This window comes from Sorangium sp. So ce124 (assembly GCF_051525235.1).
GTDB lineage: Bacteria > Myxococcota_A > Polyangia > Polyangiales > Polyangiaceae > Sorangium > Sorangium atrum.
Map to the genome: position 1 here is coordinate 5,961,648 of NZ_CP150312.1, position 12,245 is coordinate 5,973,892.

General features: G+C 73.3%; 7 protein-coding genes. 3 read left to right on the plus strand and 4 right to left on the minus strand.

The window, feature by feature from the left end:
* Positions 1–18: 18 nt before the first annotated feature.
* Positions 19–879, plus strand: coding sequence for a siderophore-interacting protein (locus WMF19_RS22300; protein WP_437900918.1), 861 nt, complete (start codon positions 19–21; stop codon positions 877–879).
* Positions 880–891: 12 nt separating this feature from the next.
* Entirely contained in the window at positions 892–1,668 is a 777-nt protein-coding gene (locus tag WMF19_RS22305; RefSeq protein WP_437900919.1) for a 2,3-dihydro-2,3-dihydroxybenzoate dehydrogenase, read from the plus strand.
* 145 nt (positions 1,669–1,813) lie between these two features.
* Here the strand turns inward: WMF19_RS22305 and WMF19_RS22310 are convergent, their stop codons facing one another.
* The 4 genes from WMF19_RS22310 to WMF19_RS22325 all read right to left on the minus strand — a co-directional run bounded on the left by WMF19_RS22310 (position 1,814) and on the right by WMF19_RS22325 (position 7,202).
* Positions 1,814–2,710, minus strand: a complete 897-nt coding sequence (locus tag WMF19_RS22310) for a PepSY domain-containing protein (RefSeq protein WP_437900920.1) — start codon at positions 2,708–2,710, stop codon at positions 1,814–1,816.
* A 98-nt stretch (positions 2,711–2,808) separates the two neighbouring features.
* The gene (locus WMF19_RS22315; RefSeq protein ID WP_437900921.1) at positions 2,809–4,098 is read right to left on the minus strand and encodes a hypothetical protein; all 1,290 of its coding nucleotides are present in this window, start codon (positions 4,096–4,098) and stop codon (positions 2,809–2,811) included.
* A gap of 49 nt (positions 4,099–4,147) precedes the next feature.
* On the minus strand, positions 4,148–6,820 hold the full coding sequence (gene mxcH / locus WMF19_RS22320; protein ID WP_437900922.1) for a TonB-dependent siderophore myxochelin receptor MxcH: 2,673 nt from the start codon (positions 6,818–6,820) through the stop codon (positions 4,148–4,150).
* A 172-nt stretch (positions 6,821–6,992) separates the two neighbouring features.
* Positions 6,993–7,202 (minus strand): hypothetical protein, encoded by a 210-nt coding sequence (locus tag WMF19_RS22325; protein WP_437900923.1) that lies wholly within the window; start codon positions 7,200–7,202, stop codon positions 6,993–6,995.
* 601 nt (positions 7,203–7,803) lie between these two features.
* On the opposite strand from WMF19_RS22325, the gene mxcG reads away from it, so the two are divergent.
* Complete coding sequence (gene mxcG / locus WMF19_RS22330; RefSeq protein WP_437900924.1) at positions 7,804–12,225, plus strand: myxochelin non-ribosomal peptide synthetase MxcG; 4,422 nt, start codon at positions 7,804–7,806, stop codon at positions 12,223–12,225.
* The last annotated feature ends 20 nt before the right edge of the window (positions 12,226–12,245 follow it).

A 12,245-nucleotide genomic window follows, 5' to 3' on the forward strand; every position in this document is an offset into this window, starting at 1 on the left:
CCCCACGACGGCTTCCCCATGGCACAGGTCACCATGAATCGCGTCGCGACATCCCCGCCCGGGCCGGTGGCGCGCACCCCGCCGCGCCTGCTCGAGGTGCTGTGCACGACCGCGATCTCCCCCCGCATGCGGCGGATCACGCTGGGCGGCGAGGCGATCGCGGGGTTCCCCGCGCGCTGCGGCGGCGCGCACATCAAGGTCTTCTTCCCGCGCGGCGACCAGGCGGCGCCGGAGCTGCCCACGCTGGGCCCGGACGGCCCCGTCTGGCCTCCGATGCCGCGGCGGCCGATCACGCGCACGTACTCGGTGCGCAGGTACGACGCGCAGGCCGGCGAGCTGGGCGTGGACTTCGTCCTGCACGGGGACGACGGCCCCGCGTCGCGGTGGGCCCACCACGCCAGGCCGGGCGACCGCATCGGCATCGCCGGACCGGGCGGCCCCGATCCGATGCTCGGTCCCGCGGACTGGTACCTCCTGGCCGGCGATCTCTCCGCGCTGCCGGCCATCGGCGCGCTGCTCGAGGCCCTGCCGAAGACGGCGCGCGGCCACGCCGTCGTCGCGGTCCCCGACGCGGCGGACGTGCAGGAGATCGATCACCCGCCGCACGTCGCGCTGACCTGGCTCTACCTGCAGGGCGAGCACGCCCCGGGCCCCCGGCTCGAGGCGGCCGTCCGCGCCCTGGGGTGGCCAGACGGCCGCGTCTTCGCCTGGGTCGCTGGCGAGTCGTCGTCCGTCGTCGCGATCCGCGATCACCTGCTCGACGAGCGCGGGCTCGGGCGCGGGGCGCTGTACGCGATCCCCTACTGGAAGGCCAGCCAGTCCGAGGAGGCGTACCACGCGGAGCGGCACCGGATCATGGACGGGCTCGACAGGGCCTGACGGGAGCGAGCGATGGAGTTCAAACACAAGGCAGCGCTCGTCACGGGCGCGGCCCAGGGGATCGGCGAGGCCGTCGCCCGGAGGCTCGCCGCGCGGGGCGCCGCGGTGACGGCCATGGACGCGAACCGGGAGCGCCTGGGCGCCGTAGTCGCCGATCTCCAGGCGAGCGGCCATCGCGCCGCGGCGTTCGTAGTGGACGTGGCCGACGGCGAGGCGGTCGAGGGCGCGGTGGAGCGGATCGAGCGCGAGCTCGGCCCGCTCGAGATCCTTGTCAACGTGGCCGGCGTGCTGCGCGTGGGCGGCGCCCTCTCGCTGAGCGACGACGACTGGGAGCGCACCTTCGCGGTCAACACCAGGGGGGTGTTCAACGTGAGCCGGGCCGTGGCGCGCCGCATGGTGCCGCGCCGATCGGGGTCGATCGTGACGGTCGGGTCCAACGCCGCGCGCACGCCGCGGATGAACATGGGCGCTTACGCCGCCTCGAAGGCCGCCGCGGCCCAGTGGACGAAGTGCCTCGGCCTGGAGCTCGCGCAGCACAACATCCGGTGCAACGTGGTGTCCCCTGGCTCGACGGACACGCCGATGCAGCGCGCGCTCTGGGCGGACGATCGCGGCGCTCAGGCGGTCATCGCCGGCGCCCCCGAGGCGTTCCGGCTGGGTATCCCGCTGCGCCGGATCGCCACGACGGATGACGTCGCCAGCGCGGTGCTGTTCCTGCTCTCGGACGAGGCCCGGCACATCACGATGCACGACCTCTGCGTCGACGGCGGCGCCACGCTGGGCGCGTGATCGTGGTCTGGCTTCGTTCGAGCGAGGAATGAGCCGCCAAGGACGCCAAGAAGATAATGAATTTATAATCTTGGCGTCCTTGGCGTCCTTGGCGTCCTTGGCGTCCTTGGCGGTTCATTTCTCTGGTTCCGCGCTGTTCGGTGTTCTAGGGGCCTTCCTTCGCGACGTTCCCGAACAGCGCGTCCGACGCCGTGCCGACCATCACCACCGCGGCGAGCGCAACGGCGGCGGCGATCGCGAGGGCGCCGAGGACCCGCGATGGCTTCATCTGCCACCACATGGCGAGGCCGCTGAGCGCCCACACGACCAGCGTGATCCCGGTGATGTCCGCGAAGAGCGCCCAGAGCCAGGCCACGCCGCCGTGCACGGGGAAATGATGCGTCTTGTGAAGCGTCTCGAGCACCTCGACGAAGCGAGGCCACCCCCGCGCGCCGGCGGGCCGCCCGTCGAGCCGCCCCGTGCCCAGGTTGTATGTGACGTTCCAGGCGCGGCCGTCCGCGTCCCGCATACCGAAGCGCAGCTCGGGGTTGATCTTCGGGTGCGCGCGCAGCGGCCCCGCGGCGTCGACGCCGATCCTGGGCAGGAGATCCTTTATCTGCTCCTGCACCGCCGCCATCCTGTATCCAGGCAGGTCGATCGCGACGCCGGCGAACGGGGGCGCGGGGGCCTCGGGCTCGGGGGGATGGCTGGAGACCGTCGCGCTGCCGTCGTCGAGGCGCAGGATCACCACCTGGCGTCCCCCGCCCGCGCTCGGCGCCGCGAGCAGCGGCCACCCGGAGAACGCCCCTGGGGTCCCCGGATCGAGCGTGTAGCGCGAGGGCGAGCCGGCGTTGAGCTGCTCGACGACCTGGCGCGCGAGCTCGCCGGGATCCCAGGGCTGGAACCCGGTGAGCGCCGACAGCTGCTCTCCCGAGAGCGACCGGCTGTCGATGTCTCGCCCGATCTGCGGGTGATTGAAGAGCGTGCCGCTGATCCCGAACAGCAGTATCCAGGGGAACAGCAGCAAGCCCAGGTACATGTGCACGCGGCGCACGACCTTCATGATCGCGCCGTAACGCGGCCGCCCGCGAGGGCCCCGTGGCGAACGGGGCCCTCGCGCGGCGTCGTCCCTCATCGCTTCTTCGTGATCGGGCGCGAGCGTCATCGGATCTTCGCGACGGAGAACGTGAGCCCAGGCGCGCTCACGCCCGCCTCACCGGGCCCGTCCTCGCCGATCTCGCGGAGCGTCGTCGACTCCTGGCCCTCGAACTCCAGCAGGTAGGTGCGGTCGCCGAGCGCGACGGACAGGACGCTGCCGCCGCCGGGCGCGGCGTCGAGCACCGTGGCGGTCGGCGTATCGCCGAGCGTCACGCTGGCCCACCGCCACGCCGCGGCGCTCGCCAGCACGCGCGGGTGGGTGTCGTCGGCGATCGCGAAGAGGCTCTCGTCGAGCACGCGCAGGAACGCCTTGCCGTCCGGGCCACCGAGGAGCGAGCCGGCGGTGTCGCCGTCGAACAGCGCGCTCAGCTCGACGTGGAACTCGGGATCGAACTGCCTCGTCTCGGGGTTGAAGCGCAGCATGCACGGGGCAGCAGCGTTGTCGGGGTTGAGCCGGTGCACCGCCGCGCCGTACGCCTCGGTGGCCACGTAGATCATGCCGTCGGGCCCCTCGATCCCATCGCGCACGTAACCGCAGCGTTCGTCGGTGACGACGGTCGCCTCGTCCGTCGTGCTGTCCACGACAATGACAGCGGCCACGCTCGGGACCTCCGGGCCGACGCGCCACCCGCCGAAGGTGATCACGTCGTCGCCCTGGCGAAGCGGCGGCGAGGAAGAATAGGTGAGCGTGGCGTCCGGGATCACCAGATCCTCGAGCGGAATGTCTCCGGTCACCGTCATCTCCGCGGGATTCCAGACGACCACCTGGGCGGTGGGACCATCGAAGAAGTACGCCTTGGTCTCCGAGACGAAGTGGAACTGCGTGCCGTACTCGCCGATCTTCGCGAGGCCCTTGCCCTGGAAGCTGATGGTGTCCCCTTCCTCGAGGCTGCCGTCCTCCTGGAGGTCGTAGCGGGTCACGGTCGCCGCGGCGTCGCTCGCCACGAACACCGCGCCTCCGCCGTCCAGCCCGACGCCGAGGGCGCGCCCCTGCACCTCGATCGCGTTCTCCAGCGACAGCGCCTCGGCGGAGTCGATGTCATCCGTCACGGCGATGTAGCTCTGGGTGTCGCCGCCGTCCGGCCCGAACACCTGGATCGTGAGGGCGTACGCCGGCCGCGCGCTGGGTGTCCCCCCCGTGCCGCTGGTGGCTCCGCCGGCGCCGGTGCCTCCACCGCCGCCGCCCCCCGCGCCGCTGCTCGTGGCATCGCTCGTGTCGTCGCCGCAGGCGACGAAGCACGGGAGGAGCAGGGTCAAGAGGAGGGCATTCGCGTAGCGCGCACGAAATAACATGAAGGATCTCCTTGTGTCGGGTTTCAACTGCCGTCGCACGAACATCGGCTCACAGGCTCAAGGCGAGCTTGGCGTACGCCGCTCGCCCGGGGCGCTGGATGCCGTGGAAGCTGAAGGCCTTCTCGTCGGTGAGGTTCTGCACCTCGACGGTCGAGCTCACCGTCCATCCACCGCGCTCGACCAGGTACGTGAGCGCGAGCGTGTGCAGGAGCTGCGACGGGATCTCCGCCTTGGAGCGGGCCGCGCCGCGGCCCTCCGGGCCGACGAAGAACGCGTGCACGTAATCCGTGATCCAGATCAGCGACAGGACATCGCGCCGCGCCGCGATCTCGGGCCACTGCGCGCGCGCGGCGACGCCGCCGAACAGGTACGGGAGGTTCTGGATGCGAACGTCGGTCGAGCCGTCCCGGAAGTCCTGCCATGTGACGTGACCGTCCACCGACAGCCAGTCACCCGGAGAGGTCCACCCGGCTGTCGACTCGAAGCCGACCGATCGCGCCGACAGCGTGTTGCCGTACGCCGAGTAGCCGAGGAACCTTTGCAGCGTGATCAGATCCTCGGTGAAGCGACCGAAGCCGTTGACGTTGAACCGGAGCTGTCCCACGGGGGTCTCCGCGCGCTCCAGGGTCACGCCGAGGTTGACGTTGTGGCTCGCCTCCGGCTCCAGGTGGACGTTCGAGACGACGAGCCCTCCGTCGCCGAACAGCTCCTCCGGCGTCGGCAGGCGGGTGGCGACCTCGTACGAGGCCTTGGCGTAGAGCGCGTCGGTGAAGCGGAAGCGCAGGCTGTCCCCTGCCCCCACGCGGTGGGTCGCCCGATCGACGTCGCCGAGCCGGCCGCTCGGCAGGTGTTCCCGGGTGCGGACCGACTGCAGGTAGAGCTTGGCGAAGGCGATGTTCGCGAGCCGGCCGTCGAGCGGCCTCGCCTCGTACTCGACGCCTGCCACCCCGCTCCACAGGTCCCGCTCCGCGGTCAGCGGGTCCTTCTCGCGCTCGGCCACGACAAGGTTCCTCCCGGTGCGCGTCACGTGGGTCGGAGAGAGCCCGAAGCGCAGGAGGTGATCTGTCGCGGGGTGCCACGCCGCGTTGACGCGGGCGAAGGCGGTGTGCTGACGGACTTGCTGGTCGTTCGCGTCGTCCCCGACCTCCCCCCGATACGGGCGCTCCTTGCAGCGGTCGGACCAGTCGTAGGTGCACGTGGCCGTGTCGAGGAAGGTCGTGCGCGCGTACGAGTACCCCGCGAGGGCGTCGAGCCGCGCCCTCCCGAAGAACGGCTGCGCATACCGCAGCAGCGCGCCGCCGGTCTGCCTGCCGAAGGTCGCCTCTCCGAAGGGCGGCGACGTGACCCTTCCGTCGAGCATGGTGACGAGCGGGCCGTGCTGCAGCTCCTTGTCGTGCGAGGTGAAGAAGGCGCGAACGAGCAGGCGGTCGGCCCACGGCCGCCGGATGACCCCCACCTCGGCCGCGCCGCCGGCCGCGACGTAGCCATCGTGGAACCGCCGGGCGCGTGCGGGCGACGGGCGCCCGCTCTCGTCGAACGCCATGACGTCGATCGGGGTGTCGTTCCGCGCGCGATCGACGAACCCGCTCGCGCGGGCGAAGAGGCCGCTCGGCGCGTGCGCGTGGCGCGCGCCGAGGGTCAGCCGGTACGTTCCGAAGGAGCCGACCTGGTAGGACGCCGCAGCGCCCGTGCCGCGCGTGTCCTGATCGGTCACCAGGTTCACCGCGCCGCCGAGCGCGTCCGAGCCGAAGCGCAGCGGGACGACGCCGCGGTAGATCTCGGCGCGCTCGACGAGGTTGACAGGCACGTTGGCGACCCCGAAGGAGTGCCCGGCGAGGTCGAGCGGCACGCCGTCGAGGAAGAAGCGGATCCGGTCGTCGGTGAGGCCGTTCAGCGAGAAGCGCGCGTCGGAGCCGAGCCCGCCGAGGCGGCGCACGCTCACGCCCTCGGCGCGCGACAGCACCTCGCCGAGATCCGCGGCCTGCCGCCTGGCCTCGACGGTCTCGATCACCTGGACCGCCTGCGCTGAGGTCCGGAGCCGCTCGGCCTCGGAGGCCCCCCGCACGCTCACCTCGATCGCGGGCAGCGCTGGTCCTGCTGCGCCCGTGGCGGGCGCCGCCCCGGCGGCGCTTGCGACCGGCGCGGCCCCGGCGGCGCCTGCGACCGGCGTGGCACCGGCGGCGCCTGTGACGGGCGCGGCCACGGGGACTGCCCGCCCGGCCGGCATCCCCGCACCGGGGACCGCCGCGGGGGGCGGCGCAGGCAGCCGGAAGTCGTGGCGGTAGAGGATGCGCGACGCGACGCTCCGGTCGCCTCGCCGGGCCGGCGTGAAGCGTAAGCGCAGCGCGGCTTCCCGCGCGGCCTCGTCGAACCCGTGGCCCGCAGGCTCGGCGACCTCTGCGCGGGTGACACGCCCTTCCGCGTCGATCGTCAGCCGCAGCACGACGCTCCCCTCCAACCCCGCCTCGCGCGCCGCCTGCGGATACGCCGCCTCGACGGCGCCCGTGAGCTCGGGCGGGCGCACCGCGGGCGCGGCGCCATCGCCCGGAGCGCGCGCCGACGGCGCTGTCTCGGCCTGGGGAGCCGCTCCATCGCCGCCCTCGTCGGCAGGGGCCTCGTCGCTCGCCCGCGCGTCCGCTGCGAAGGCCAACAGGGCACCGCAGGGGACGAGGACCAGAGTCCCGGCCAGCGCGGCGCAACGCAAGGGGCGTAATCGAATCATGAGATCACCGGGCATGCTCACCGGAGCGTGACGATGCGGCGCTCTGGCCGGCTCTGCGCAAGCTGGTTGTCGTGGCGTCTCGCTCGCCGGCTCCTCAGGCCTCATCGGACGGCGCAAACCGCGCTGGCCAGGGGTCGCCGCCGCGAGCAGTCATGTCAGGGCTCTCGGGGATTCAACCGCTCACGTCCTCCGCCGCCGGGACCGGGACGACGACGACGCGCTTGCACCGCCGGCACTTCAGCTCGACGCCGCCGGGCACATACCGGGCGAGCAGGCTGCCGCAGCCGCAGCGCACGGCGTTGGGCTCGCCATGTCCAGCAACGCCGCAGTGATCACACCGGCTGTCGAGCGGAGCCGTCGCCTTCGACATCAGGTTGTCCATCGTGGAACCCCACTTTCAATATTGAAAGTCACTTTCAATTTCAATCCGGAACCTGCCATGCTACCAACGACGTTGTCAAGCGAAAGCGGTCGGGCAGCGTCCGCGACGTCCGCGGAGGGCCGCGATGGTCCGCAGGTCCGAGCAGCGCGAGATCGCGGCCAAAACGGAGGCGATGTGCGCGATCGGCGCGCTCGCTCGGGTCGCCGGCGCGGTGCCTCGATGGCGCGGGCGGCCCCGCACGGGACGGTGGCCCGCGGCTGGGGTCTCAGCGAATTCACTTGACAATGCCTACCCTACCTCACCATAAACGAACTTGAAAGTAGTTTTCATTTTCACTCAATCGTCGATGCCGAGGTGGCTGCGCCCATCGCGGGGTCGTCGAGCTGTGTCCGCCGTCGGGACGATGTCCGGCGCCCCTGCCCTGCGTGCTCTCGGGGCTCGGGCCCTGCTGCGCCGGCGGGCGCCGCTTTCGCTCCAACGGCGCTGGCTCGGGCGTCACGGCCGCCGTTGCGCCGCCATCGCGGGGCGCGGATCGCCTGCCGCGAGCGTGCCTGTGGCGGCTGTCCCGTCGAGCGCCGGTTGAACCAGGAGGGTTGTCGTCATGGTCGCTCCTCAGGACGCGCGCTGGCCGCTGTCGGCCGCGCAACACGGTATCTGGCTAGGCCAGCAGCTCGACCCGGCGAGCCCTGTGTACAACGCGGGCGAGTGCGTCGAGATCTGCGGGCCCATCGATCTCGCCACCCTCGAGGCCGCGATACGCCAGGCCGCCTCCGAGGCAGAGACGCTGCACGTGCGCTTCACGGGCGAGGCGGATGGACCGCGCCAGCGACTCGACCTGTCCCCTGACTTCCCTGTCCACCGCGTCGACGTCAGCGCGGCGCCGGACGCGTTCGCCGCGGCCGAGGCGTGGATGCGCGAGGATCTCGCGAGGCCGGTGGATCTCGCGCGCGGGCCCCTCTTCACGGAGGCGCTGTTCACGGCGGGGCCCGACAGGCTCTTCTGGTACCAGCGCGCGCACCACGTCGCGCTGGACGGCTACGGCTTCTCGCTGATCGCGCGGCGGGTGGCCGAGATCTACACCGCGCGCGCCGAGGGCCGATCGAGCGAGAGCGGCGCCTTCGGCTCGCTGCGCCGGGTCGTCGACGAGGATCTGGCCTACCGCGCCTCCCCCGATCTGGAGCGCGATCGCGCCTTCTGGACGCGGCGCTTCGCCGACCGGCCCGAGCCCGTGAGCCTCGGCGACGAGCCGGCGCCCGCGTCGCGCGCCTGCCTGCGCCGGACGGCCTCGCTCGCGCCGTCCACCGTCGACCGGCTGAAGGAGGTAGCGCGCCAGGCCAAGGCGACGTGGCCGGACGTCGTGGTCGCCGCGACCGCGGCGTACGTGCACCGGCTCACCGGCGCGCCCGAGATCGTCCTGGGGCTGCCCGTGATGGGGCGCCTCGGCTCGGTGTCGCTCCGCATCCCGAGCATGGTCATGAACATCGTCCCGCTCCGGGTGCGAGTTCCGGAGGGCGCGAGCTTGTCCGCGGTCACCCGGCAGGTCGCGGCCGAGCTCGCGGCCATCCGGCCCCACCTGCGTTATCGGTACGAGCAGCTCCGCCGGGATCTCAAGCTGATCGGCGGCAGCCGCCGGCTGTTCGGCCCGGTGATCAACATCATGCCGTTCGATTACGACCTGCGCTTCGCGGGGCATCGCGGCGTCGCGCACAACATCGCCGCAGGCCCGGTCGAGGATCTGTCGTTCGGCATCTACGCGAGGTCGGACGGGCGCGGGCCGCGGCTCGACCTCGACGCCAACCCGGCCTGCTACGGCGACGAGGACCTCTCGGCGCACCAGCGCCGGTTCCTCGCGTTCCTGGAGGCGGTCGCCGCCGCACCCGAGCAGGCCCTCGATCGCGCCGAGATCGACCTCCCCCGGGCCGCGGCGCGCGCGCCGGGCGCGCACGTGGCCGCGGCCGGGCGGCCCGGCGCGCTGCTCGACGGAGGCCCGCTGCCCGCGCCGGCGCGCCCCGTCGTCGAGCAGATCGCCCTGCGCGCGCGCGAGCATCCGGACGCGACCGCCCTCCACCACGACCTCGAGCGCGTGACCTACGGAGAGCTCGACATGGCCGCCCGGCAGCTCGCCGCCCGCCTCGCCGCGCTCGGCGCCCGGCCCGACACGCTGGTCGCGGTGCTCCTGCCGCGCAGCGTCGGCGCCATCACCGCGATCCTCGGCGCGCTCTACGCCGGCGCAGGCTACCTCCCCCTCGATCCGGACGGGCCGCAGCCGAGGACCACCGCGATCCTCGACGACGCCAGGCCGGCGATCGTCGTCACGACGTCGCAGCACGCCGCGAAGGTGGGGAGCGATCGCGCGGTGCACCTCGTGCTCCTGGACGAGGCGATCCACGGCGCGCGGGCGCCGGCGCGGGCGCCGGTCCAGGGCGCGGAGGAGCACCTGGCGTACGTGATCTACACGTCCGGCTCCACCGGCCGCCCGAACGGCGTCATGATCGAGCGCGGCGCGCTGGCCCACTTCGTGGCGGCCGCGACCCACCGCTACGATCTGCGCCGCGACGACCGGGTGCTGCAGTTCGCGCCGCTGCACTTCGACGCCAGCGTCGAGGAGATCTTCCTGACCCTGTGCGCGGGCGCCGCGCTGGTGCTGCGCACGGACGAGATGCTGCAGTCCGTGCCGCGGCTGCTCGACGCCTGCGAAAGGCACCGGATCACCGTCCTGGATCTGCCGACCGCGTTCTGGCACGAGCTCGCCTACGGACTCTCCACCGGCGCGGCGTCGCTCCCCGCGAGCGTCCGCACCGTCATCATCGGCGGCGAGGCGGCGCTGCCCGAGCGCGTCGAGCGCTTCCGCAGCGCCGTCGGTCGGCGCGCGCGGCTGCTCAACACCTACGGCCCCACCGAGGCGACGGTCGTCGCCTCGGCCGCCACGCTGAGCGGCGGCGACGCGCCGGACGAGGAACACGAGGCGCCGATCGGCACGCCGCTGCCCGGCGTCCGCGCGGCCATCGTCGACACACACGCGCACGGCCGGCTGGTCGCGCAGGGCGCCGTGGGCGAGCTCCACCTCATCGGGCCCGGCCTGGCGAGGGGGTACCTCGGGCGGCCGGACCTCGACGCCGCGCGCTTCGTCGTGCTCGACCAGCTGGAGGGCCGCCCGCGCGCGTACCGCACCGGCGACCAGGTCCTCCAGCGGGCCGACGGGCAGATGGTCTTCGTCGGGCGCGTCGACGACGAGCTCAAGATCAGCGGCCATCGCGTCGATCCGCTCGAGATCGAGGCGGCGCTCCTGCGCCATCCTTCCGTGCGGGAGGCGGCCGTCATCGGGCACGCCTCGGCCGGCGGCGGCAAGCGCCTGTCCGCGTTCCTCGTCGCCGGGGACCCAGCCCCTTCGCCGGCCGAGCTCCGCAGGCACGCGCGCTCGCTGCTCCCCGCGGCCGCCATCCCCTCGGCCTTCGTGCTCACCGATCGGCTGCCGAGGACGAGCTCCGGCAAGATCGATCGCAAGGCGCTGCGGGAGGCGCCGATCGCCGCGCCGGCGGAGCCGCCTGCCGCCGCGACGGCGCTCGAGCGGCAGGTGCTGCAGGTCTGGGAGCATGTGCTCGGCGTGAGCGGCCTGTCGGCGCACGACGATTTCTTCGAGCGCGGCGGCCAGTCGCTGCAGACGATCCAGGTCGCCAACCGGCTCAGCGTCGATCTCGGGCGGGAGATCCCCGTCGCGATGGTCTTCCGCCACCCGACCGTCGCGGCGCTCGCGCGCGCCCTCGACGAGGCGCAGGGCGCGGCGGCGGCGCAGACGAGCGGCGGGCCCCCCGGCGCCATGCTGGCCGACGCCGAGCTCCCCGAGGACGTCGTCCCCCGATCGCTCGCGTGGTCCGGCGGCCGCGGTCGCCCGCGGCAGGTCGTGCTCACGGGCGCGAGCGGCTTCGTCGGCGCGCACCTGCTCCACGAGCTCCTGACGCAGACCGACGCGACAGTGGTCTGCCTGGTGCGCGCCGAGAGCGAGGCGCGCGCCGCGGAGCGGATCCGGCAGGCGCTCTCGAAGCAGCGCCTGCCTGTCGACGGCATCGACGCGCGGGTGCTGGCCGTGCCCGCCGACCTGACGCAGCCCCGGCTCGGCCTGAGCGCAGCGCGGTTCGGCCAGCTCGCCGCGGAGTGCGACGCCATCTACCACAACGCCGCGGTGGTCAGCCTCGTGCGCGACTACCGCAGCCTGCGCGCCGCCAACGTGATCGGCACGCGCGAGGCGCTCCGCCTGGCCGCGGCGGCGCGCCCCAAGCCGCTGCACCACGTGTCGACGCTCGCCGTTGCCCCGGGCATCGCGGCGAGCGCCGAGGTCGCGGAGGCGTTCGTGCCGCCGCACCCCGGCCTGCGCGACGGCTACCAGCAGAGCAAGTGGGCGGCCGAGCGCCTCGTGCAGCAGGCCGGAGAGCGCGGGCTGCCGGTCGCCGTGTACCGCCTGGGCCGCGTCGTCGGCGCGCCCGGCACGGGCGTCGTCAACGAGCAGGACCTGGTCTTCCGGCTGCTGCGGGCCGGCATCCCGGCCGGCGTCCTGCCCGATCTCGACGTGCGGGAGGTGTGGACGCCCGTCGACTACGTGGCGCGCGCGATCGTGCGGCTCTCGCTCACCACGCTCACCGCGCAGGCCACGGGCGCCGTGGTCAACGTCGCCCCCGCGCCCGAGGTCCGGCTGACGGAGCTCTTCGACTGGGCGCGCGACTACGGCTATCCGGTCGAGCGGCGCCCGGTCGCGGCGTGGCGCGCGCGGCTGAAGGACGGCGCCGACGCCGCGGACAGCGCGACGCTCGCGTTCTTCGATCTGCAGTCGGCCCCGGCCGACGGAGAGGCGACCTTCGGCATCGGGCGCGTGCGCTGCGACACCCTGGAGCGCGGCCTCGCCGGCACCGGCATCGCGTGCCCGCCGATCGATCGCGCGCTCTTCTACCGCTACCTCGATCGCTGCGTCGAGGAAGGCCTCCTGCCGCCCCCTTCCAGCGCGGCGCAGCGGGCGCCGCGCCCCTCATGACACCGGCTCACGGACGACAA

What these genes read in the sequence shown, in the direction of transcription:
- WMF19_RS22315 (WP_437900921.1), bottom strand. Translation starts at nt 4,098, where the DNA reads ATGTTATTTCGTGCGCGCTACGCGAATGCCCTCCTCTTGACCCTGCTC.
- mxcH (WP_437900922.1), bottom strand. Translation starts at nt 6,820, where the DNA reads ATGATTCGATTACGCCCCTTGCGTTGCGCCGCGCTGGCCGGGACTCTG.
- WMF19_RS22300 (WP_437900918.1), top strand. Translation starts at nt 19, where the DNA reads ATGGCACAGGTCACCATGAATCGCGTCGCGACATCCCCGCCCGGGCCG.
- mxcG (WP_437900924.1), top strand. Translation starts at nt 7,804, where the DNA reads ATGGTCGCTCCTCAGGACGCGCGCTGGCCGCTGTCGGCCGCGCAACAC.
- WMF19_RS22305 (WP_437900919.1), top strand. Translation starts at nt 892, where the DNA reads ATGGAGTTCAAACACAAGGCAGCGCTCGTCACGGGCGCGGCCCAGGGG.
- WMF19_RS22325 (WP_437900923.1), bottom strand. Translation starts at nt 7,202, where the DNA reads ATGGACAACCTGATGTCGAAGGCGACGGCTCCGCTCGACAGCCGGTGT.
- WMF19_RS22310 (WP_437900920.1), bottom strand. Translation starts at nt 2,710, where the DNA reads ATGAAGGTCGTGCGCCGCGTGCACATGTACCTGGGCTTGCTGCTGTTC.